The sequence below is a fragment of the Ilyomonas limi genome (genome assembly GCF_005233845.1).
In the GTDB taxonomy this organism is placed as follows: domain Bacteria; phylum Bacteroidota; class Bacteroidia; order Chitinophagales; family Chitinophagaceae; genus Ilyomonas; species Ilyomonas limi.
Genome location: NZ_SZQL01000009.1, coordinates 191,956 through 216,099, shown reverse-complemented (window position 1 = coordinate 216,099; position 24,144 = coordinate 191,956). Strand labels below are relative to the sequence as shown.

Genomic DNA, 24,144 nt, shown 5'->3' with positions numbered 1-24,144 from the left:
AGGTGTTTACTATTAATCTTAAGAGTTGCAAAAACAATACTAAACAAATAAAAAGCGGGTTATATAAGCAGCAGGCTTAAAAAACTTTTTAAGCCTGCTGCTTTATCTCAAAAAATGTCAATTCCTTACAGTGTGTAGCTATTTGCCTGTATGGCAAAAGCAACAATAAAAAAGGAATTAGTAGGCGGCAGGGTTATGCGCCGCGTATAACTCCAATTAAAATAGCAATAATTGCTAACACCAACAGAATATGTATCAATCCGGTAGCCGAATAAACAAAGAAACCGAGCAGCCAGCCGATGATACAAATAACAGCAATGATGTACAGAATACTTCTCATATTACTTCTATTTTTTGGGATGATGGATGACGATGTTTACGATTTTTAATCCAGTTCATAATGCCTTTTGCAGCAGCCGCAGCGCCTATCTTTTTGGCAGTGTTAAGAAGGGTACTTTTTAGTCCTTTACTTTTTTGCTTTTTAATTACCGATATTAACCCGAACGCATTGCGCAGAAAGCCGAATGTCCTGGCTACTGCACCTTTGGTTAATACAAACGGCACTACTTTTTTGATGGTAGCCGGCAATAGTTTTCGTATAGCATATTGCTTGGCTGCCTGTGGCAAATGCTTGCGCCGCTCCTGCAGTTGTGCTTCCTGCACAATCAGCCCCGCCTTAATGTTTTTTATTTCATTTTGCAGGTCGCTGAGCGATTGAATATGCGATAAATCTCTGCTATTGCTTGCCATCTTTTTTCTTAAAGGAATTTTGAATGATTTTTTTGGTTATCAGGTTGCCGAATATCTTTTTGCCAAAGACAACAATGATAATGATAAGGATGAGGTAAATACCTGCAACAATACCAAAGCCGGCAATCTCACTATCGAGCCAGTAAGAAAATAAAAAGCCGAGTGTGATGCTGAAAAATATAAGGAAAAACAAGCCCAATACTGCCAGCGTTACAGCCGAAGCAATACTTGCTGCCAGTGTGGAAACCTTTTCTATTGACTGCAATTTGATAAGCGTAATACGGTCGCTTACATACTGCTTTATCAGGTTGATAGTATCTGTAAAAAAATTAGATTCCTGCTCAGCAGAAGCAGATTCCTGCTCGGCACGAGTTTCCTGTTCAAAGCTGGTTTCGGGCCCGCGCTTTTCCTCTACTGTAATGTTGATATGATTAGGCTGTGGCTGCATCGGCTACATCTTTTGCTTTACTTTTAACATCTTTTGCTTTTCCTTCAAGCATCGAGAGGAATTTCTTTCCCTTTTCAATCCAATCACTTACTTCATCGCTGGTATCACTATACGTGCCTTTCACCGAATCTTTTACGCTGTCTGTAAGGTCGCTGGCTTTGTCTTTCACCGTATCTATCAGTTCCTGACCTTTATCGGAGTTGGCAAAAATGGCGATGAATACACCTGCAGCCGCACCGAGAATGAGGCCTGCAACAAATTTTGAGTTGCTCATACGATTATTATTTTTTGAATGATTGAATAACAGCTACACTTATGCAAGCATTATACCACAATATATTAGCATACTTTATTATGGAAATGTATAGCAGTGTTCGTGGTATAAAATCCACATAATCAAACAAAAACAATAAAACAGGCAAATAAATGCCTGCCAATAAACAAGTAGTATTAATTTATAAAGCCGTGTGCTTTTGCAGGTCGAAAGTGTATTTCCAGCGGTCATGACTCCACAGGTAGTTAGCCGGTTGCTCGCGTATAGTATCTTCAATAAAGGCAATCATACGCTTTGTTATTTCGCCTTCGGGGAGGCTGCGCGGCTCGGTGGTAAGCAGTATCACTTCCGAAATATAATAACCTCGCTTTACCCGTTTTATTTTACCCATTGTTATCGCTGCATTATTCAGGCGTGCCGTACGCTCGGGGCCTTGTACAAAAGTGGCCATTTTGCTAAAAAAGGGTGCCCAGTAAGCTTTTCGGGGAAATTCTTTTTGATCGGCTATCAGCACAAGCAAATACCGTTTGCGCATAAATGGTGCAAACTCTTTCCTGAAATTGTAGGCTGAAATAAGATGAGAATTGAAACGCGTACGCACCTTATACAAAATCTTATCCATTACTTTACTGCTAAGCGGCCGGTACACCGCTACAAACGGATGTTTGATATTCATGCCGTAAGCCATATTTGCATACTCCCAGTTAAAAAAATGCCCAAGGTGCGTTTGCACATTGTACCCATTGTTGTATAGCTCATCCAGCAGCTCATAATTGGCTGTAAAACGCCTGTTCAATTCTTTTTCAGAAATAGAAAACAGCTTGATAAATTCTATCCAGTTATCGGTAAAATGCGTGTAAAATGCCCGTTCAATTTTCCTTCTCTCCTGTTCTGCTTTTTCGGGAAAAGCAATGGCAATATTTCGCTTTACCACTGCCCTCCGGTAACGAATAATATAATATAATAAAAAAGAAATGCTATCGCTCAGCAGATACATCAACCAAAACGGCAGCAGGGAAAACAAATAAAAAAAGCCATACACGACGTAGTACATGAAAGCAAAGATATTGGTGTGCGGCTTACTTTAAATAATGATGATACTGATGAAGACAGCAGATTAAACTGATGTTGAATTTTACAGTTCCAGGCATATTAAGGTGGTAATGTATTAATCCAGCACAATAATCAGTGTATTTATTAATATCATCATTATCCAAAGTAATACTTACAAAATAATATTCTGCAGCAAATCGCTCTTTTGCGGATGATCGGTATTGAAGTGTAAGCCGCGGCTCTCTTTGCGGAAAGTGGCGCCTTTTACTATTAAGTAGCCTACTGTAATGATATTGCGCAATTCAAATAATTGTGGCGATACACGGGTAGCTTTATACAACGCTTCTGTTTCTTCAAACAACAAATCCAATCGCCTCGTGGCACGCTGCAGGCGCACATCGGTGCGTACAATGCCCACATAATCGCTCATGATTTGTTGTAATTCTTTTACGCTTTGCGTTATTAAAATCATTTCTTTAGGCTCTGTGGTTCCTTCTTCATTCCACGATGGAATTTTTTCTTCAAAATCAATGGCATTAACCTTTCCAACGCTATCCAAAAAAGCACGATGTGCAAATACCATGGCTTCCAGCAAGCTGTTGCTGGCAAGGCGGTTGGCTCCATGCAAACCCGTGCTTGCACATTCACCACAGGCATATAAATGCTGTATAGAAGTACGCGCCCATTCATCGGTTTTAATGCCGCCGCAACTGTAATGTGCCGCTGGCGCTACCGGTATCATTTGTTGCATTACATCAATGCCAATGCTCAGGCACTTCTCATAAATATTCGGGAAATGATGAATGAATTTTTCTTTATCCATGTGCCGGCAATCCAGATACACATGCTCCGTACCGTTGCGCTTCATTTCGCTGTCTATAGCACGTGCTACAATATCGCGTGGTGCCAGATCTCTACGCACATCGTAGCGTTCCATAAAGGCCTCTCCATCTTTATTGCGCAATATGCCGCCATCGCCACGCACCGCCTCAGTAATGAGAAAAGAAGGTGACACACCCGGCTCGTATAATGCAGTAGGATGAAACTGGATAAACTCCATATTTTCTATTCTTCCTTTTGCGCGGTACACCATCGCAATACCATCGCCGGTGGCAATTTTGGGATTGGTGGTGGCGCGGTATGCCTGCCCGCAGCCACCGGTGGCCAGCACAGTTATTTTGGCTAAAATGCGTTCTATTTTTTGAGTGTATTCATTTAGCACATATACGCCATAACAGCAGATATCGGGCGTAGCTTTGGTAACCAAATAACCTAAATGATGCTGTGTTAATAAATCCAGCACAAAGCAGTGATTTATAAGTTTGATGTTTGTGCATGTTGCCACCTTATCGAGCAGCGCCCGCTCCATTTCTTTGCCGGTTACATCTTTGTGGTGCAATATGCGGAACTCGCTATGCCCCCCTTCACGCCCCAGTGCATATTCGCCCGATGCGTCTTTATCAAACTCAGCACCATAGTCAATAATTTCGTTGATGCGCTCCGGGCCTTCTTTTACCACAATTTCTACCACCTTTTCGTTGCACAATCCATCACCTGCAATCAGTGTATCTTCTATATGTTTTTCAAATGAATCTTTTTCTTCATCCATTACGCCGGCTACACCGCCCTGCGCATATTTGGTATTGGTTTCATCTGCCTGCGTTTTAGTGATGACCGTTACTGTTTTGTCGGGAAAATGATTAGCTACTTTCAAAGCATAGGTTAGTCCTGCTATGCCGGAGCCGATTACTAAAAAGTCTGTTTGTTGCATGAGCAATTTTTTTAACCAAGAAGGCGCGAAGGCGCAAAGTTGTTATATCATTTACAATATTATTAAGCAAGGCTTACAACCTGCAAAAATCGAAGCTATCATAAAGTAACCCAAGGCTTCAGCCTTGGGACTTCGAGCTAAATCAAACGGCTTTAGCCTAAGTCATTCTCATAGCCTATACCTCTTAAAAATAATTTATACTCTTCTGCAAATGTATATCGCTTATGATGCTCTTGCTGATTGCATATATAAGCACGTACTTTATCTATTTTATCATCGCTCACAGAAGCTGCGAAATATTTATCTGCCCATTCAAAGTTTGCTTTTGTGACACTATTTTTATTTATCCAAAATGCAGATTCACCATTTAGCAACTGCATTTGCTTTGAAATACTACAATCGTGCTTTAGCAACATCAAAATATGTAAATGCTCATCATAACCGTTAATGGTGTTAATATAAATACCCTTTTCCTTTGCATTGTCTAAAATATGCTTACACACTTGGGAGAGTACTGGTTCTTTCAATAAAGGCAATCGGTTCTTAGTTCCCCAAACAGCATGTATCCATATTTTGATGTACGACATAAGCAATCATTTACTTGTAGTAACTTCGGCTAAAGCCGCTTATGAGCAATTTATGTCAACCCAAGGCTTAAACCTTGGGTTAACAAGCAGCCAGTCAAACTGCTTTAGCCGAAGCGAACTAAACATAATAATAAAAATTATAATAGCATAATACTTCAAACACACGCCTCTTTTCTCATCCTTTTATCGTGCTCCTTCTTGTCCTTTGCGGCTTTGTGGTTCAACAGCTATCTTTGCACACTTTTTAAATTTCACATAATGAGCCAGCAATTATCAGAGCAGGAAGTTATCCGCAGAGACAAGCTGAAGGCATTGCAGCAAAACGGCATTGACGCATATCCCGCTGCATTATACCCGGTATCGTACTATTCTGCAAATATAAAAGAACAATTTAGCGAAGAGACCAAAGAACAGTTTAGTCATGTAACGGTTGCCGGCCGCATCATGAGTATTAATGATAAAGGCAAGGTTTTCTTCATAAAAATACAAGACAGCAAAGGCATTATTCAACTGTATGTAAAACGGGACGACATCTGCCCCGGTGAAGACAAAACACTGTTTGAGAAAGTAGTAAAACAACTGGATTTAGGTGATATTATCGGCGTTACCGGTTTTGTATTTATAACCCGCACCGGCGAAATTTCGGTACATGCACAAACACTTACTTTACTGGCAAAGTCGCTTAAACCATTGCCCGTAGTAAAGCGCGATGAACAAGGCAACGTGTATGATGCGGTAACTGATCCTGAATTTAAGTACCGCCAGCGGTATGCCGATTTAATCATTAATCCGGAGGTAAAAAATACATTTATCAAACGCACTAAACTCATCAATACTATCCGCGATTTTTTGAATGAAAGGGGCGCTATAGAAGTAGATACACCGGTGTTGCAAAACATTCCCGGCGGTGCGGCGGCCAAGCCATTCATCACACACCACAATGCACTGGATGTACCGTTTTATTTGCGTATAGCGAATGAGTTGTATTTGAAAAGATTAATCGTTGGTGGCTTTGACTGGGTGTATGAATTCAGCCGCAACTTCCGAAACGAAGGCATGGACAGAACACACAACCCGGAGTTTACCGTACTGGAATGGTACACGGCGTACAAAGATTATTTCTGGATGATGGAGGTAACGGAACAAGTGATGGAGCGCATAGCCATTGCATTACATGGCACTACAGATGTGCAGGTAGGCGATACCACATTATCCTTTAAAGCACCATTCAAGCGTGTTACTATTTTTGATGCCATACAAGAACACACCGGCATTGATGTAAGTAGCATGAATGAAGAAGAGTTGCGCAAAACCTGCCAGCAATTAAACATTCATGTAGATGCCAGCATGGGAAAAGGCAAGCTGATAGATGAGTTGTTTAGTGAAACATCGGAACATAAATATGTGCAGCCCACATTCATTATGGACTATCCGGTAGAGATGAGTCCGCTTACCAAAAAACACCGTAGCAAACCAGGCTTGGTAGAACGTTTTGAACTAATGGTAAACGGCAAAGAAATAGCCAATGCTTATAGCGAGTTAAACGACCCTATAGACCAGCGCCAGCGCTTTGAAGAACAGTTGGAATTGATGAACCGCGGCGATGAAGAAGCGATGTTTATAGACCATGATTTCTTACGTGCTTTGGAATATGGTATGCCACCTACAAGCGGTATTGGCATTGGTATAGACAGGTTGTGTATGCTGATGACCAATCAACCGAGCATACAGGATGTGTTGCTGTTTCCGCAGATGCGGCCGGAGAAACTGGAGCAGGAGTAATTTAGTTTTTAAGATGAAGATAATAAAGAGCAATTGCTGAATGATGCGGCAATTGCTCTTTTGTTTTGTATTGAATTGTAGTTAATAATAGCCATATATTGAACTATTTTTCTTGCTATGATTTATGCGACCCCGACTAAAGAGAAGAACGCTTTTCAATATTTCATTCTGCGGATAATATGTTATCCGACACTTTTATATTCTGATGTTTTATATTTGGAGAAAGGAATAGCATGGCAATTACTAAAAAGCAAATTATTGACATAATAAATGCAATGCCTGAAGACGAATTTGAAGATATGGATGTTTTGCTGGAACGAATGATTATGCTGCAGAAAATTGAAAAAGCTGAAAAAATATCAGGGAAGATAAAACTTATACAATTGAAGAAGCCAAACAATATCTCGCATCATGGTTGCAATAGAGTACACCTATATGTCAAGTGTACACCATTCTGCCAGACTGCTATAAAACAACAATACTTTCAGTAATGATTTTGATGAACAGATTTTAGCAACATTGCTTTTATAGTATTTAGTATTGTACCATTTTCATTATGGGAGAACTTATTGAATAAAAATTCTTAAGAAGCAATCGGCTTAGTAAAATATTATGAATTCAGGCGAAATAGAAAAAAAGCTTAGCGAATTAGTAACATCTTTAAATAAGGAAGAGTTTATTTACGACTTTCTTTTGGCCTACGGCATTTCAAAGACTTCGGTTACCCGGCTCAAGAAAGGCGATTATAACCTATCGAAAGTTGAGGGCGAAGTTTTGTATAAAAACAAGCTCTTCTTTAAAGTGGAGCAAACAGACAGGCTCTTGATTGAAGCGGAAGAATCGGCAAAAGAGGAACGCATTTTAAAACAACATCCAAGGTTTGTAATCATTACAGATTTTGAAACCATTGTTGCCAAAGATTTAAAAACCAGACTCAACCGTGATTTTAAAATTGCAGAACTACCCAAATATTACGACTTTTTTCTGCCTTTAACAGGTGCGGAAATTTATAAATCTTCCAATGACAATAAAGCAGACAGAGATGCGGCTTACAAGCTGGCTCAGTTGTATGATAATCTGGTAACCGACAATTCGGATCTTTATAAAGAAGGCAGCCATAAATTAAATATTTTTCTTTCCCGTTTATTGTTTTGCTTTTTTGCCGAGGACACCGGCATTTTTGAAAAAGAAAGTGTTTTTACCGAAATCTTAGTACAGCATACTGCCGAAGATGGCAGCAATGTACACCTGTTTTTAAATGATTTGTTTCGTAAGCTCAATTCGAAAGAAGGTAATTTTCCGGCTTATTTAGAACAGTTCCCCTATGTAAACGGCGGTCTTTTTAATGCTGAAATCAATGCTCCAAAATTCTCTGCCAGGTCGAGAAAGATACTGGTAGAATGTGGCGATTTGGATTGGAGTGAAATCAATCCGGATATATTCGGCTCTATGATTCAGGCAGTAGCCGACCCCGAAGAAAGAAGTGATTTGGGCATGCATTACACTTCTGTTCCTAACATAAAGAAATTGATTGAGCCGTTATTTTTAAATGAGTTGTATGATGATTTTCAAAAAAGCTATGATAGTCCGAATAACTTAAAGAAACTTATTAACAGAATTGTCGGCATCAAGTTTTTTGACCCGGCTTGCGGAAGTGGAAATTTCCTGATTATTACTTACAAAGAAATCCGGCTGTTGGAAATCAAAATCATTCAACGGCTGATTGAATTAAAAAAGGGTGGCGAACAACTAGCCTTATTCTTCACCTCCATTAGTCTCTCGCAATTTTACGGTATTGAAATCAAAGACTTTCCTCACGAAATGGCATTGCTATCTCTTTGGCTGGCAGAGCATCAGATGAACAAAGTATTTGATGAAATGCTGGAAGGCTATGGACAGTCAAAACCTATACTGCCGTTAAAGGAAGCGGGGAAAATTGTTTGCGGAAATGCTGCTCGGATTGATTGGGAAGAGGCTTGCCCGAAAAGCTTAGATGATGAAATTTATATTTTGGGCAATCCGCCGTATTTAGGCTCAAGGGTACAAGATGAAATCCAGAAAAGTGATATGGATTTTGTGTTTAGCCATTTAAAAAAGTATCGTGATTTAGATTATATTGCTTGTTGGTTTTATAAAGCCAAAGATTATATCAAAGGATTTAATGCAAAATTTGCTTTTGTTTCTACTAACTCTATAACTCAGGGACAACAAGTTGCTTTATTATGGCCGCAATTGATTTCTGATGATATTGAAATTGATTTTGCACACCACTCTTTTAAATGGACAAACAATGCTAAAGGCAATGCAGGCGTATCGGTTATTATTATAGGGCTCAGAAATAAATCCACTGCACCAAAATATTTGTTTTCTGAAAAAATAAAGAAAGAAGCAAAAAATATCAACCCGTACTTACTTGATGCTTCAAATATAATTATCAATGAAAGAAGTAAATCTTTATCAGGATTGCCTGAAATGCAAAAAGGAAGTCAGCCTACAGATGGTGGTAATTTGCTTTTAAATGAAGGGGAAACAAAGGAATTGTTATCTCAATTTCCAATTCTTGAAAAGGTGATAAAGCCGTTTTACGGAGCTGAAGAATTTATCAATGGTGAAAAAAAGTTTTGTTTATGGATTGGTAATGATGATATAAGGCATATAAGCGAAATCCCCGCCATCAGAAAAAGATTACTTGCCATAAAAGAATTGAGGAGTAATAGCACAAAAATTGCAACTAAGAAATTGGCTGCTTTTCCCCATAGATTTGGTGAAATTAGATATAAGCCTACTGACTCAATTTTTGTTCCAGCAACTTCATCTGAAAAAAGAAAATATATTCCTATCGGGTTTTTAAATAAGAATTCAATTATTTCAAATTCTTCTATGGCTATATATAACGCCCAACCTTGGCTTTTTGCTGTGATTACCAGTAGAATGCACATGGTTTGGGTAAACGCAGTGGGTGGAAAATTGAAAACTGATTATCGTTATTCTGCCAAATTATGCTACAATACTTTTCCCTTTCCCGACATCAGCGAAAAGCAAAAAGAAACCATCAATCAATATGTTTTTCAGGTATTGGACGAACGGGCAAAATATCCGGAAAAAACAATGGCCTGGTTATACAATCCTGAAACCATGCCGGCAGGTTTAAAACTAGCGCACAAAGAATTAGACGAAGCGATTGAACGGATATACCGCCTTAATCCGTTTCAGAATGATGCAGAGAGATTGGAATATTTGTTTAAGTTGTATGAAGAAATGACCAAAAAGAACACGCTGTTTGCCAAAGAGAAAAAAAAGGGGAAAAAGAAAGTGCAATAAAAAAGAAAAGCCATCAATCAAAATAAAGTTGTATGCTGTCTTTCTCGTTGCACTAAAACCTGTTTTAATTATGCGTTTTACGGTTGGCTGAATTAGTTCTTTGAAATAAGGAGAATGTATATTTCAAATAGGTATTTTCTTTATTTTGCCTTTATGCTTTATACTAACGAGCTTATAGAGGAATTGCTTGGTTGCCCTAAAAAGGTAACCAATTCGCCTAAAGATTCGGGTGTAGGAAGGGGGAGCAGTAAAATCAAATTTATGCTGGAGTCAATAGATGGGAAGTACTCGTTTAGCGGCTTTATATCCAAAAACCTAACTTTTCAGTTGAATTTTTCAACTGGTTTGGTTTATCAACCCAAAGATGAGAGGGGAACAATTGTACTGCTGCGGGTAAATGGTCCTCATGGGCCAAATGAGAATATCCCGCATCATGAGGGACCTCATGTTCATTTGGCAACAGCAGAAAGAATAAATGCCGGTTTAAAGCCTGAAGGGAAAATAGAAACAGGAGTTCCTTATGCAACAATTGAGGATGCCATTCAATACTTTGTAAAGCGAATAAACGTTATAATTACAGATAGACAAAAGCACTTTCCTCCTCCAAACAACCAAATAGATATTAACTTTGAAGCTGGTGGAAATGTATGATGGAGCAGATATTAAATCATATTAAAAAGGATTTTAACGGCAGGGTTGCAATCAGGCAAAAAAGGCCTGGCATTTACCAGTTGCTGTTACCAATTTACCACGAAGATGGTGATATGATAGATTTGTTCATTACACCAGTTTCGGAAAACAAATTTGCTTTGTGCGATTACGGTCTCACGCTGCAACGGTTATCTTATTCCTACGATATTGATACTGAAAACAAGGAAACTATTCTACAGAAAATAATTTCTGAAAACAAATTAACGGAACAAGAGGGAAATATTTGCCTGGAAACAACACCAGAAACGCTTTACACCGATATAATGCACATTACACAGGCTTATGCCAAGATTGGTAGTATGCGTTATTTTAAAAGGGAAGTAATAGAGAACTTGTTTTTTGAAATGCTGGATGAATATATTTTTAGTGATTTAAAAGATTTCAATCCCCAAAAAAAAGTTCTTCCAATTCCTGAACGGGATGATTTAGAAGCTGACTATTCTTTTCAGCCTAATGGAAAACCTGTTTACTTATTTGGCGTAAAAGATGTTGCTAAAGCAAGGCTTGTAACATTGAGTTATCAGGCATACCTGTTAGGTAATATAAAATATCACGGGTGGGTCGTTACCGAAAATTTTGAGGCGCTTCCCCGTAAGGACAAACTTAGGTTGACAAATGCTTGTGATAAGCAATTTACTTCGCTTGATGAATTTAAGGCCAATGCCCGGCCTTTTTTAGAAAAGGAAAAAGCATAATTACCAATTTTTAAACATTATCCTTTTTCAGAAATTTCGCTCCCTAAGCAGCACCGCAGATTCATTGTTATCCTTATTGCACAATTCCAAATTTAAAGCGATTAAAGCTGTTAATGTATAATTGATTAATTTATATTGGAGGCGAAAAACTCTCACCAGTAGTGAGAGAAACTCCACAAACAGAAAGGAATAATAAAAAAGTTTATTTTACAGTAAAAGCAAAACAAAAGGTGAATAACGAAACCATTCAGACCGAATATGTTAAGCCTATCAATCTGGTAGCTGTAAACTATGCGCAAACCGGTGCGAGTAAAAAAACAAATGCTTTAGGCATGCGCGAAATGCAGGCAAAAGCGTATGAGGCAAGAACGGCTAAATATCTTTTACTAAAAGCACCACCGGCTTCGGGAAAATCCAGAGCCTTAATGTTTATTGCTTTGGATAAGTTAATGCATCAAGGCATAAAAAAAGTAATTGTTGCCGTTCCGGAACGTTCTATCGGCAATTCTTTCAGTCCTACTGAATTAACAAAGTATGGCTTCTTTGCCAACTGGGAGCCGGCTCAACGCTATAACCTTTGCACACCGGGAAGCGAAGGGAGCAAAGTGCAGGCATTTTTAAATTTTCTGCAAGGCAAAGAACAAATTCTGATTTGCACACATGCTACCCTCCGCTTTGCCTTTGAGGGTTTGAATGAAAAAGATTTGAATGATTGCCTGCTTGCTATAGATGAGTTTCATCATGTTTCGGCAGATGGAGATAACCGTTTGGGAGAAGTAATCAGAAATGTGATGCAAAAATCTAATGCGCATATTGTAGCTATGACAGGTTCGTATTTCCGTGGTGACAGCATACCCGTTTTGCTACCTGAAGATGAAGAAAAGTTTACAAAGGTTACCTATAATTATTACGACCAGTTGAATGGATATGAGCATCTAAAGTCGTTGGGAATTGGTTACCATTTTTACCAGGGGCGATATTATAAAAAGCAGCCGGAAAGTGAGCTATCAGCCCTGGAAGAAATATTGGATGAGAACCTTAAAACCATTATCCATATTCCTAGCGTAAATTCTGCCGAATCTTCCAAAGAAAAATATGAAGAAGTAAGTCATGTGATTGATTGCATTGGCGAAATGGAATACCAGGATAATGAAACAGGTATTTTATATGTAAAAAGCAAAAGAACAGGCAGGATTTTGAAAATTGCAGATTTAGTCAATGATAATCAAAAAGAAAGAGATAAAGTAGTTTCCTACCTAAGAGGTGTTAGCAAACCGGATGATATAGATATGATTATAGCTTTGGGAATGGCTAAAGAAGGTTTTGACTGGCCTTTTTGCGAGCATGCACTTACCATCGGTTACCGGGGTTCACTCACCGAAATCATTCAGATAATCGGTCGTGCTACGCGTGATAGCGAAAATAAAACACACGCACAGTTTACCAATTTGATAGCACAGCCCGATGCGGTAGATGATGATGTAAAACTGGCGGTAAACAACATGCTGAAAGCTATTACTGCATCGCTGTTAATGGAACAGGTGTTGGCGCCCAACTTTAAGTTCAAACCAAAATACCCGGAGAATGAAGGGGACGAAGACAGCGATGATAATGATGGAAAAATAATACATATAAGAGGATTTAAAAAAGCAACTTCACAACGTGCAAAGGACATTATTGAAAGTGATTTGAATGACCTGAAAGCAAGGATTTTACAGGACGATACCATGCTGAAAGCAATGCCCGGGAACATAGAGCCGGAAGTGATAAATACGGTGTTGATACCCAAAATTATCAGGGAGATTTATCCCGACTTGAATGAAGACGAGGTGGAAGCTGTAAGGCAATATGTGGTTGTAGATTCGGTAATAAAAAACAGTACGATAGAAGAACAGGGCAGTAAGAAATTCATCCGGATGGCAGGAAGCTTTGTGAATATTGATGATATTAGTATAGACCTGATTGACACCATTAATCCATTTCAAAAAGCTTTTGAAATATTATCAAAATCCGTTACAACATCTGTATTAAGAGTCATACAAGATACTATCACAGTTTCCAAAATAGACATGACTGAAGAGGAAGCTATTGTATTATGGCCTAAAATAAAGGAATGGGTGGTAAAAACCGGCGAGCAGCCCAATATTCAATCTTTTGATCCAAAAGAGCAACGAATGGCACAAGCTTTAATATTTTTGAGAGAAGCAAAAAGAAAACGGGCACAAAATGGCTAAAACACTTGATGACATATTTAATGATGATGATTTTGGTTTGTTAAATTCAAAAGAAAAGTCTTCCAACGTCAAAACGGATGAAGACCGGCTGGTTGATTCCTTTGAAGAAATCAATACTTTTTTTGAAAAAAACAATCGTGAACCATCCACAGGCAGTATGTCTGAATACAATCTATTAGCCCGATTGAAGGGTTTTAGAAACGATGATAAGAAGAAGAAAATACTAAAGCCTTTTGACAGGTTTAATTTGCTGGGCTATGTAGAAATGGAGAAAAAAACTTTTGATGAAATACTGGAAGATGATGATTTAGGATTATTAAACACAGATGGCGACACGTCCATATTTAATTTTAAACACACGCCGAAACAGGATAAACGAGCCGAAACTGATTTTGTAGCTCAAAGGCAGCCTATGCCGGAAGAGGAGTTTAGCAAATATGAATTAATGTTTCAACAGGTGCACAAAGAAATAAAGGAAGGAAAACGGAAGTTGTTGAGGTTTGATAATATTGAACAAAATCTTCATATAGGCAACTATTATCTTATTGATGGCGTGATGTTGTATTTAGAATCTGCAGAACTAGAAACAGAATACAAAAATTTAAAATCAGGCGGAAGAGTAAGAAAAGACGGCAGAACAATAACCATATTTGAAAATGCCACTAAAAGCAATATGCTTTATCGTTCTTTAGGTAAAATGATTCAAAAGAGTGGAAAATTGATTACTCAATCTGATGGTGCAATACAATATAATTTAATTGAAAGGGCTAATCAGGTTTCGGAAGACGACTTACAAAGCGGATGGATCTATGTTTTGAAATCTAAATCTCAAAATTTGGAGATTTCTGCAATAAGAGACTTATACAAAATTGGGTTTTCGACAATGCAGGTTGCAGATAGGATAAAAAATGCTTCGCGTGAGGCAACCTTCCTTTTTGCGGACGTAGATATTGTTGCTACTTACCATTGCTATAACCTTAATATGCATCTTTTTGAGAACTTAATACATCGTTTTTTTGGCGAAAGCTGCTTGAATATAGATTTATATAATGATCAACAACAGAGGATCACTCCAAGAGAATGGTTTGTTGTACCATTACCAATGATTAATGAGGCTATTAACTTGTTAACTAAAGGAATTATCATTAACTATAGGTATGATAAAGAAAAACAACAAATTTTGTTGAAGTGATTTAAAATCATATAGTAAAATATTTATAAACTCTAACCAAAATACAACAGATTCTCCTCACTTTTCACCAACAATTGTACACATCATTTTATTATTTTACTTTTATATCTTGATTCCATGCCACCCATTTGCTTATAAAAATTTATAAATATTGCTTTATACTTTCTCTCCATTCCTTTAGGAATCTTACAGGTACATTATAGGAACATTACAGGAACCCTTATCCATATATAACTGCTACTCCAGTAGTAATAGGCACTTCTATGTTGCAACAGCAAAAGATATTAGAGCAAAGTAATATAAAACTACTTTGCAACGGTTTCTTTGGCAAAATGCCGCTGCTTGTAGCCGCTCATTAGTTAATCCATCTTCAAAAGTTATAAATACATTATTCGTTAGAAAACACAATCCAAATCGCTCTTCTAAACTCCCTTAAGGGTAGGGGCTTACACATACAAATCAGGATACAATTTGCCACCCGGCGTTACCGCGTATTTATCAAAGTCAGTAATACCTGCATTGCGCAATACCGCTTCATCCAGGAAAGTATTGCCGGTACATGCAGCCGGTGATTTGCTCAAAATTTCAAAAGCTGCATCGGCTACAATCTCCGGCTTGCGGCTCATAGCGGCCAATTGTTCGCCGCCGAGCAAATTGCGCACTGCCGCCGTGTCAATCGTTGTTGTTGGCCACAAAGCATTAGATGCAATGCCATATTTTTTAAACTCTGCTGCCCAGCCCAATGCCATCATGCTCATGCTGTATTTGCTGATGGTATAAGCAACGTAAGGGCCTAACCATTTTGGCTGCAAATCAATGGGTGGCGATAAAGTAAGAATATGTGCATGCGCACTTTGTTTCAAATAAGGAATACAGGCTTTTGTCATCATAAATGTGCCACGAACATTTATGTCGTGCATTAGATAAAATCGCTTCGCTTCGGTTTGCTCGGTATTACTTAGTTGAATAGCCGACGCATTATTTACCAATATATCAATGCCGCCAAAGGCTTGTACAACTTGGCTTACTGAATTATCAATCTGCTCTTCAAAACGTATATCCATTTGTACCGGCAGGGCTTGACCACCGGCGGCTTCCATTTCTTTTGCTGCTGTATAAATAGTGCCGCCGAGCTTTTCATTTTCTACAATGCTTTTGGCAGCAATCACAATATTGGCACCTTCGGCAGCGAGGCGCAGTGCAATGGCTTTACCAATGCCGCGACTTGCACCCGTTATAAAAATAGTTTTGTTGGTAAACAGCATAAATGAGTATATAATTTTAAAATAGAAAGTATAAAGAGAAGGCTACTAAGGCAGCAATGGCAGTATTTAAAAAGTTGACTGCATCATTATTTAAATATTGCTTTCTTTCCAGCGAAGCGCCTAAAACGGAATCACATAAATTGCCAATCGTTCCGGCAATAATGATGGTCAAAAAAGTATTCGGTGCAAAGCCAAAACCAACAGCATACACCAAAGCAATTACAGCACTTCCAACAATACCTATCACAGTTCCTTCCAGGCTTACCACACCATTTAAACCACGCATATCTTTTTGTAAAGTAAGAATGTTGTAAAACCGTTTACCATATACATTGCCCAATTCCGATGACAAAGTATCTGCCATTGCCGATGATAGTGAGGCAGACATCATTAGCCTGAATATAAAAACATATTCCTTAAAAAAATGGCCGAACACACCGCATATAGCAGCCACACCGGCATTCGCCATTACTTGCCCCGCATTGCGCCTGCTACTGTCAATTTCAGATAAGCCGGCGTCTTCTTTATACTTCTTTTTCCAGCTTGTTGCCAACGTACCAAGCATAAAAAATACTGCTATCAAAGCAATACCGGTGAAGCCCGCACCGGCATAAATGGATAAACCTAAAATACCGCCTGTTAGTGCGGCTGCTACAGTTAGTTTTTTTGCAGCCACACTCGTTATCATAGCACCTGCCAATATCACAAACAACCATACGTATTGCAGAACCATTGTGTATTGATAATTTTTTATAAGGTGGTGTATCGTAAATAGTCAGTTGTGAATAGCGAACGAGATAACAACATAAAAGATGTAAGATTTAAGTGAGTGTGGCTCCATCATTCACAATTGACCATTCGCCATTTATACTACTCCCCATTCACAAACTGTTTCTACCAGATTCAATTCTTTATCCAGCACTATCATGGCTGCAGGATAGCCCTTTTTAAGTAAAGCAATTTCATCGCTATGTTTAATAACGCGCGCCGGATACAAACTGCACATGCGCAGGGCTTCATCTACCTTTATACCGGCATACACCACTAAGTTTTTAAATGCTTTATGCATGGTTAATGCAGAGCCACTGAGTATGCCATTAGAGGTGTATTTATCACCGGCAAATTCGTGTTTATAATATCCTTCGGTGGTAGTAGTTACTGCATCGGTAATGGCGAACAACCGCTCGTCCAATATTTTTTTGGCTATGCGAATGGCAGCATAATCCACATGATGTCCATCAGGTATAATAGCCGCCTTTACCAGTGGATGATCGAACACTGCACCCACAAGCCCCGGTGCGCGATGCTGCAAAGAACTCATAGCGTTGTATAAATGCGTTACCGTATCAATACCCGTTGTATTAAATGTTTCAATTGCCTGTTCATACGTGGCATTGCTGTGCCCGGCAGAGATAATTATTTTATGCAACTGTATATACTCCAGTAAATCGGGCGTGCAAACTTCCGGCGCCAGCGTGATGATTTTTATTACACCCTTGCCATATTCCACCAGTTCTTTTACCTGCTGTAGCGTAGGTGAAAAAATCCAGTCAGGGTTATGTGCTCCTCTTTTTTCCACGCTTATCCACGGACCTTCTACGTGCAACCCCAATGCACCTTTGCCGCCCTGTTGCCAATAGCTTCTTACTGCATCAATACATTTAAAAAACACTTCGTAAGTATTGGTTGCTACGGTAGGCATACACCATGCCGCGCCGCCGTTTTTGCTGTACTGCACAATATCACTTACTGTTTGCGCATCGGGATATACCGATAAGAGCCTGTTGTTGGCACCATACAATTGCAGGTCAACCAAAGCCGGAGCGATAATGGCGTTTTTACCAAAATGAGTGACCTCAAAATCTTTGGGCACTGCAATAGAAGGCGTCAGTGCTTTAATACACCCGTTTACCGTGAGTACGGCATGATGGCGCAATTTATCGGTGCCGGTAAATACAGTGCCGGCGGTGTATGCTTTTTTGTTATTCATTGATGATGTTGAAGTGATCGGCATCGTGCAAAAAGGGATATTTTTTTCTTACTTCCTGCAATGCCTCTTTTTGCAGCATAATGGTAAAAATAGCTTCTTCATTTTCTTTTTGGTATAAAACAGTTCCCAGTGCATCTATAACCATACTGTTGCCGCAATGTGCTATATTATTGCCATCGGCACCTACACGGTTTACGCCTATCACATAGCACTGGTTTTCTATAGCACGTGCGGTAAGCAATGTTTGCCAGGCATGGTTGCGGCGTTCAGGCCAGTTGGCCACGTAGAGCAATACATCGTATTCCACCTCATCTCCGGGCTTCTCCAAAAGAGAAGGAGTTTGCTGGCGCGCCCAAACCGGAAAACGTAAATCGTAGCATATTTGCAGGTTGATTTTCCAGCCCTTCACGGAGGCGATAAGGCGTTTATTACCGGGTGTATAATGTCCGTCTTCGCCTGCATAGGCAAACAAATGCCTTTTGTCGTAACAACCATAACTGCCATTAGGCAGCATCCAGAGGAGACGATTATAAAAGTTGTCTTTTTCCTGTATAATCACGCTGCCGGTAATGATGGCTTTTTTTTGCTGTGCTATTCTTTTCATCCACTGCACTGTTTCGCCCTGCATGTCTTCGGCAAAGAGATGCGGCTGCATACTAAAGCCGGTGCTAAACATTTCGGGCAGCACAATAACCTCGGTTACCTGGTTGATGCTATTTATTTTTTGCTCCAGCATAGCCAGATTGGCTGCTTTATCTTCCCAATGCAGATGGGTTTGTATCAATGTAAAAGTAAGTGGTTGCATACGGTTATACATATTGCTTTGCATGCTCTAAATCTTGCGGCGTATCGATGCCCACACCTTTAAAATCCACTACTACCATTTTTAGTGGAATACCATGCTCTAAGTAGCGTAAACATTCAATCTTTTCAGCCGCTTCCAAGGGCGTAATTGGCCATTGGGTAAAATTCATTAATGCTTTTTTGCGAAAGGCATATACGCCAATATGATGATAATAATTAACCGGTATGGCAGCGCGGTTGTAAGGTATCACCGAGCGGCTGAAAAACAAAGAATTCATTTTGTTATCAACAACAACCTTCACATTGTTCGGGTCTTCCACCATGCGCAGGTCTGTAAAGATTTTCATCATGCTGGCTACCTGCACATTCTTACCGGCATCTCCTTCAAATACCTGCAATAATTTTGCAAGCGGTTCTTTCTGTATGAGCGGTTCATCGCCCTGCACATTCAAAATTATATCCACTTCTATCTCTTCTACTGCTTCGGCAATGCGGTCGCTGCCGCTTTCGTGTTGCTTTTTACTCATTACTGCTTTACCGCCGTGGCTGGTAATTTCGTGGTAAATAATATCGCTGTCGGTAGCTACCATTACGTCATCAAAAAGCTGTGTGGCTACCGTATTTTCATACGTATGGCGAATAACAGTTTTGTTGCCCAGCGGCTGCATTAGTTTGGCAGGAAAACGCGTGGCTGCATAGCGTGCCGGTATGAGTGCCATCTTTTTCATTCCATAAAATATTGTAGTGAACAATGATAGTGAAAATTGTGGATTGTGAGTAGTCAATCGTGAATGATTGATTGAAAGCAACCGCAGTGCTATGATTGCGCACGATAAATTTTAGCACAACAATAGTACAAGCCTTACGCGTAAGCAGGAGGCTTTTTACTTTTTGCCATTACTTTTGCGCCGCTAATACTGTTGTATGCAGTATTGAGCGATGTTTATACTTCAATCATGAGGAGAACTACTATACTGGCGCTGTGTATTGCGCTGCTTATACCCATCATTGGCTATCTGCTTGCAAAATATGCCAGCGAACATAGCATTGATATGCCACGTCATTACCTACCCGACAGTGTTGTAAATCGCGTGGAGGATGGCAAAATGATGCAAGACACTGTATGGCACACCGTAGCCAACATCCGGCTGCAAAATCAGTTTGGTGATACCGTAAGCTTGTACGACATCCAGAATAAAATGATTGTGGCCGATTTCTTTTTTACATCCTGTGCCGGTATTTGTCCTACACTCACCAAAAACATGGCGAAGCTGCAACGCTCCTTCGCCAGGGGCGGCGATCAATACCACCGCATAGATACTTCGATAGTGCAGTTTGTATCGTTTACCATTGATCCTGAGCGTGACTCAGCATCGCGCTTAAAAGCGTATGCCGACCATTTTGGTGTAAATCACGACAATTGGTGGTTTTTAACCGGCAACCGTGATTCTATTTACAACTTCATTTTTGAACAATTAAGGGTTGATAAGTACAGCAATGAGCCTATTGATTCCAACTTTGTACACACCAACCGCTTTGTACTGATAGATAAAATGCATAAAGTGCGTGGCTACTACGATGGTACCGATAGTGCTGCGCTTGGCAAACTGGCACATGATATTGGAATACTGATGGTGGAAAAAGCTACTAATCCCGAACCGCTGCCTTTCGACCCGGTGCTTATGGCTATCTTCTTTGCAGTAACCATCGTAGTGGTAGTGATTGCAATAAGACTTTTATTCAGAAAAAACAGAATCAATCCTTAGGCTATGTTACAGGCTACGATTAAAAAGAATGATAAACAGGCAAAGTGGCTGATCGGTATTTTTTCGGTTGTAATGTTTTTGGCAGTGGCGCTGTTGGGCAATGTTAAGCTGGATATATCCGTACCGTTTGACGTACACATTTTTGCGGCCATAAACGCGGTCATTAACAGCATTATAGCACTGCTGCTGATAGCTGCTTTGCTGGCCGTAAAGCAGAAAAGATACAAGCTGCACAAGCAGTTGATGATTACTGCTTTGGTACTATCTGTTGTATTTCTTGCTTCGTACGTTGCACATCACCTGCTGGCGGGTGAGGCACGCTATGGCGACAGTAACCACGATGGCGAAGTATCGCCTGCAGAACTGGCTGCTGTTAGTAGCACGCGGGGCATTTATTTCTTTATTTTAATTACACATATTTTACTCGCCAGCGTAATACTGCCGTTCATTTTATACACTGCTTACAAAGGATTGACCGCCGAGTTTGCACAACACAAAAAAATTGCAAGATATACCTGGCCATTGTGGCTGTATGTGGCTATCAGCGGTCCTGTGGTGTACTTAATGATTAGTCCGTATTACCATTAAGCAGTGGTTGCTAAAGCCTGCCGTTGAATGTTTATGGGTGAGTTGCGGCGCCATGAAATTTTGCTTGTTCTTAGCTGGACTTTAGCAATTTTTGGAAGTACAAAGTTGTTGCCTAAGGGAGTAAATTAGCCAAGGGCAATTTTGGATATCACCTATTTAACCCCCTCATGTAAAAATAGGGCGCCCTTATAAATTAAAACACTAAAACAAAGGGAAGTGTATATTGTACTGACACATGAACATGCCAAAGTTCGGATAAGTGAAGCAGCAAAAGCTATTTGACCATCACACTACTGATCTTTCAACAAATCTTTAAAGACCAGTCCTTGTGCAGTAACCAACTTACATTCGAATACGCCACTTTCCAGCTTTCCATTTTTTGCTTTAAATGTTACATCGACTTTCTCCTTATCTTCTGTTAGCTGAACAGGTATAGCATAATTCAAATCGTAAAAGGTAGTCTCGTGCAGTTTGTTGCCGAGATCATGTGTTGCAAGCTTTACATTTTCTACATAAATGTCCAACATGCCCGAAGGATCGGGCCCCCAGCCGCCGCCCCAGTATTTCACTACGAGGAATAAAGGTTCGTTTGTTGCAGCCTTCAGGTTGTAGGAAAATTGCCCGCCTTCTTTTGCAGTACGGCAGGTTTTGAAATAGATGTTTTCGATAGTGTCGTTTTTACTTTGTAGTTGATGAGCTATCTCGCTATCAGTATCTCCCGGTATTACTTCATCTCTCAGGTAACTCTTTTTATAATGCTGGTAATCCTGCCATTGCTGGTTGGAAAACATATCCCAGTAAACGGAATAACGCTGGTTAGTTACCTTGTAAAAAGGACTTAAAACAATGTCTTTATTATCCAACGATTTAGCAGTGAATGTTAGTGGTTGTGCCGGTACGCTCGTTATCCAGTTTTCGGGATGTTTTTTATCACCTATGAGCACCGGAATATCTTTTAACTCAGGATTGTTTTTGAGATCCCACATTTCATTCGCTTGCTGATTTAAATGCTCTATACCTTTTCTTCCTAATTCACCGGCAAGTAAAACAGGACCATACAAAATAGCGCCAACCGTTGGATTATCGGGGGCTTCTTCTACCCGTAAACTCATTGGTAAAATAAGGCGTATTTTATCCCCTTTATTCAATGGATGAGGAATGGTAAGATAGCTATCTTTTACAGTAATGGGTTGCGCTGTATTGTTTACCCAAATTTGCGCCGCTCCGCTGAGCCATGATGGCTGCCTGAATTGTATGCCCACTCCCTTGCCCGCCTTTTCTACACTCAGATATACGGTATCGCTTTGTGGAAAGGTGGTTTGTTGCTTTAGAATTAATCCCTGTTCTTTCCAGTTGACAGTAGAAGAAATAAAGAGATTGACATAAATATTCTTATCATCATGCGCATAAATGTCCTGCTCGTATTTACCAGGGTTTTCCATGCCGGTACCTACACAACACCAGTTGGAATTAAATGGTGTGCTGAAGGTTTTAAACCAGCCCGGCTTTGTAGATACATAATAACAAAACATGCCTTCATCATCCAGCGAGGCAAGTATGTGATTGTAAAAGGCACGTTCGTAGTAATCCATATACTTTGTATGGCCTGTAAGTTCGTACAACTCATGGCTTAGCTTGAGCATGTTGTACGTGTTGCAGGTTTCGGAAGAACTCATGCCAATGCGTTGCGATATCTGCGCTGCCGGACCAAAACGTTCATACTCGCTATTGCCACCATTTACCAACGTATGATCTTCGGTTACGATGTCCCAAAACTTAAAGGCAGATCTGCCTGCACTGTCTGCATCGTTGCCCATCCATTCGTACATTCTGCCATAACCAACAAACTGCGGAATTTTTGCATTGGCATGTTGCGGATACAGCATGTCTATTCCCTGTGCAATGGGGTTGGCCATCCGGCGCTGTACAAACTTTTTGGAGAGGGCTGCATACTTTTTATCGCCCGTAATGCCATATACATCTGCAATTACTTCTGCCATACCGCCATGTTCTACATTCAGCACTTCCTGAAACTTTTCTGTTGGAACGGCGTTCACAAAATCATCAATCCAGTTTACATACTTAACCAATACTTCTTTTGCCTTTTGGTTATTGGCTAAAAGATAAGCATCTCTTAAGCCTGCAATATTTTTATGTATTCCATAAAAATAATTTCCGCCATTTACTACCGGAAATTCAGGACCCACGAGCCGGAAGTTGAAGTTGCCTTTCCGCATTTCTTCAAAGGCTTCTTTAAAGCCCGGTCCGTTGAAAACAGCACCTGTTTTTGCGTTCTGCTGGCATAAGGCTAATTCATCAACAATATAATTGATTCTATTGAGCAGTTGCTGGTCTTTGGTAGTGGCATACATAAGGGAGAGAGCAGTAAGATAATGCCCTAAAATATTGCTGCCGCCCCCTTCCCAGCCACCATAGTGCCCCGGTACTTTTGGCTTGAGTCCGGCTGCCTTGCGGTGCCAATACAGGAGGCTGTCGCAATTCCATTGTAAGAGGTAAGCATGGTCTTTATCTTTTGCCTTACGGAACAATGCATCGGTTATCTCTACTTCACCTAATGGAAAAGATTGCACTTTGGGCTTTACCGCTTCAGCAATGGTAAATTTATGAGGTGAATATTGTGCGAAGGAATTAGCAAGGAAAAGGATAGGTGTAATGCAAACAACACCCATCTTAATGATTGTACGGTACTTTTTTGAGCTCGTTTTCAATGGTATGTAATGTTAGATTTTGTAATGATGATTACGCGCCTTAAATATAATGAGAAGTTGGTGTACACCTGTCTTTTATAGGTTAATAGGCATAAGGGATAGGTGGCCTTTGGAAGTTTTTGCCTCTGCTGGTAAAGTACACCGGCAAAGGCGCAAAAGCAATAAAGGAGTTAAAGAGAACTCT

Annotated in this window: 22 protein-coding genes; 9 read left to right on the top strand and 13 right to left on the bottom strand. The window is 39.8% G+C overall.

Annotation, left to right across the window (positions count from 1 at the left end):
- Nucleotides 1–193: 193 nt before the first annotated feature.
- The 7 genes from FC093_RS12775 to FC093_RS12745 form a co-directional block, all read right to left on the bottom strand.
- Complete coding sequence (locus FC093_RS12775; protein WP_137262181.1) at nt 194–340, bottom strand: lmo0937 family membrane protein; 147 nt, start codon at nt 338–340, stop codon at nt 194–196.
- A complete protein-coding gene (locus FC093_RS12770; protein WP_137262180.1) occupies nt 337–750 on the bottom strand; it encodes a hypothetical protein in 414 nt (137 codons plus the stop codon). The genes FC093_RS12775 and FC093_RS12770 overlap by 4 nt, the downstream gene beginning before the upstream one ends.
- A complete protein-coding gene (locus FC093_RS12765) occupies nt 737–1,198 on the bottom strand; it encodes a phage holin family protein (protein WP_137262179.1) in 462 nt (153 codons plus the stop codon). Before FC093_RS12765 ends, FC093_RS12770 begins: the two co-directional genes overlap by 14 nt.
- Nucleotides 1,182–1,472: a YtxH domain-containing protein gene (locus FC093_RS12760; RefSeq protein ID WP_137262178.1), complete on the bottom strand. Its 291-nt coding sequence runs from the start codon at nt 1,470–1,472 to the stop codon at nt 1,182–1,184. Before FC093_RS12760 ends, FC093_RS12765 begins: the two co-directional genes overlap by 17 nt.
- Nucleotides 1,473–1,653: 181 nt before the next feature.
- Nucleotides 1,654–2,526, bottom strand: a complete 873-nt coding sequence (locus FC093_RS12755; protein ID WP_137262177.1) for a lysophospholipid acyltransferase family protein — start codon at nt 2,524–2,526, stop codon at nt 1,654–1,656.
- Between the two features lie 171 nt (nt 2,527–2,697).
- Nucleotides 2,698–4,296, bottom strand: coding sequence for an L-aspartate oxidase (gene nadB, locus FC093_RS12750; RefSeq protein WP_137262176.1), 1,599 nt, complete (start codon nt 4,294–4,296; stop codon nt 2,698–2,700).
- A gap of 152 nt (nt 4,297–4,448) precedes the next feature.
- Entirely contained in the window at nt 4,449–4,883 is a 435-nt protein-coding gene (locus tag FC093_RS12745; protein ID WP_137262175.1) for a transposase, read from the bottom strand.
- Between the two features lie 258 nt (nt 4,884–5,141).
- Here FC093_RS12745 and lysS point away from each other — a divergent pair, with 258 nt between their 5' ends.
- The 7 genes from lysS to FC093_RS12710 all read left to right on the top strand — a co-directional run bounded on the left by lysS (nt 5,142) and on the right by FC093_RS12710 (nt 14,818).
- A complete protein-coding gene (gene lysS, locus FC093_RS12740; protein WP_137262174.1) occupies nt 5,142–6,665 on the top strand; it encodes a lysine--tRNA ligase in 1,524 nt (507 codons plus the stop codon).
- A 233-nt stretch (nt 6,666–6,898) separates the two neighbouring features.
- Nucleotides 6,899–7,156 carry a hypothetical protein gene (locus FC093_RS12735; protein ID WP_137262173.1) on the top strand — a complete coding sequence of 86 codons (258 nt, stop codon included), beginning with the start codon at nt 6,899–6,901 and terminating at the stop codon, nt 7,154–7,156.
- A 121-nt stretch (nt 7,157–7,277) separates the two neighbouring features.
- Nucleotides 7,278–9,986 (top strand): class I SAM-dependent DNA methyltransferase, encoded by a 2,709-nt coding sequence (locus FC093_RS12730; RefSeq protein WP_137262172.1) that lies wholly within the window; start codon nt 7,278–7,280, stop codon nt 9,984–9,986.
- A 114-nt stretch (nt 9,987–10,100) separates the two neighbouring features.
- Complete coding sequence (locus FC093_RS12725) at nt 10,101–10,637, top strand: hypothetical protein (RefSeq protein ID WP_137262171.1); 537 nt, start codon at nt 10,101–10,103, stop codon at nt 10,635–10,637.
- A complete protein-coding gene (locus FC093_RS12720) occupies nt 10,634–11,392 on the top strand; it encodes a DUF1828 domain-containing protein (protein WP_137262170.1) in 759 nt (252 codons plus the stop codon). Before FC093_RS12725 ends, FC093_RS12720 begins: the two co-directional genes overlap by 4 nt.
- Nucleotides 11,393–11,553: 161 nt before the next feature.
- Entirely contained in the window at nt 11,554–13,626 is a 2,073-nt protein-coding gene (locus FC093_RS12715; RefSeq protein ID WP_206106562.1) for a DEAD/DEAH box helicase, read from the top strand.
- Nucleotides 13,619–14,818 carry a GIY-YIG nuclease family protein gene (locus tag FC093_RS12710; protein ID WP_137262169.1) on the top strand — a complete coding sequence of 400 codons (1,200 nt, stop codon included), beginning with the start codon at nt 13,619–13,621 and terminating at the stop codon, nt 14,816–14,818. Before FC093_RS12715 ends, FC093_RS12710 begins: the two co-directional genes overlap by 8 nt.
- 446 nt (nt 14,819–15,264) lie before the next feature.
- On the opposite strand, the gene FC093_RS12705 is transcribed toward FC093_RS12710, so the two are convergent.
- From FC093_RS12705 to kdsB, 5 genes are all read right to left on the bottom strand, one after another.
- A complete protein-coding gene (locus FC093_RS12705) occupies nt 15,265–16,083 on the bottom strand; it encodes an SDR family oxidoreductase (protein WP_137262168.1) in 819 nt (272 codons plus the stop codon).
- A gap of 16 nt (nt 16,084–16,099) precedes the next feature.
- Nucleotides 16,100–16,816: a DUF92 domain-containing protein gene (locus tag FC093_RS12700; RefSeq protein WP_137262167.1), complete on the bottom strand. Its 717-nt coding sequence runs from the start codon at nt 16,814–16,816 to the stop codon at nt 16,100–16,102.
- A 132-nt stretch (nt 16,817–16,948) separates the two neighbouring features.
- Entirely contained in the window at nt 16,949–18,073 is a 1,125-nt protein-coding gene (gene nagA, locus FC093_RS12695) for an N-acetylglucosamine-6-phosphate deacetylase (RefSeq protein ID WP_137262166.1), read from the bottom strand.
- On the bottom strand, nt 18,066–18,902 hold the full coding sequence (locus FC093_RS12690; protein WP_240743284.1) for an amidohydrolase: 837 nt from the start codon (nt 18,900–18,902) through the stop codon (nt 18,066–18,068). Before FC093_RS12690 ends, nagA begins: the two co-directional genes overlap by 8 nt.
- Nucleotides 18,883–19,605, bottom strand: coding sequence for a 3-deoxy-manno-octulosonate cytidylyltransferase (gene kdsB / locus FC093_RS12685; protein WP_137262164.1), 723 nt, complete (start codon nt 19,603–19,605; stop codon nt 18,883–18,885). The genes FC093_RS12690 and kdsB overlap by 20 nt, the downstream gene beginning before the upstream one ends.
- A gap of 228 nt (nt 19,606–19,833) precedes the next feature.
- Between kdsB and FC093_RS12680 the strand changes: the two genes are divergently transcribed.
- Together FC093_RS12680 and FC093_RS12675 are read left to right on the top strand one after the other, a co-directional pair.
- The gene (locus tag FC093_RS12680) at nt 19,834–20,643 is read left to right on the top strand and encodes an SCO family protein (protein ID WP_137262163.1); all 810 of its coding nucleotides are present in this window, start codon (nt 19,834–19,836) and stop codon (nt 20,641–20,643) included.
- Between the two features lie 3 nt (nt 20,644–20,646).
- Complete coding sequence (locus tag FC093_RS12675) at nt 20,647–21,231, top strand: DUF420 domain-containing protein (RefSeq protein ID WP_137262162.1); 585 nt, start codon at nt 20,647–20,649, stop codon at nt 21,229–21,231.
- Nucleotides 21,232–21,521: 290 nt separating this feature from the next.
- Here FC093_RS12675 and FC093_RS12670 read toward each other — a convergent pair whose 3' ends face one another.
- Nucleotides 21,522–23,960 (bottom strand): glycoside hydrolase family 127 protein, encoded by a 2,439-nt coding sequence (locus tag FC093_RS12670; protein WP_137262161.1) that lies wholly within the window; start codon nt 23,958–23,960, stop codon nt 21,522–21,524.
- Nucleotides 23,961–24,144 lie beyond the last annotated feature (184 nt).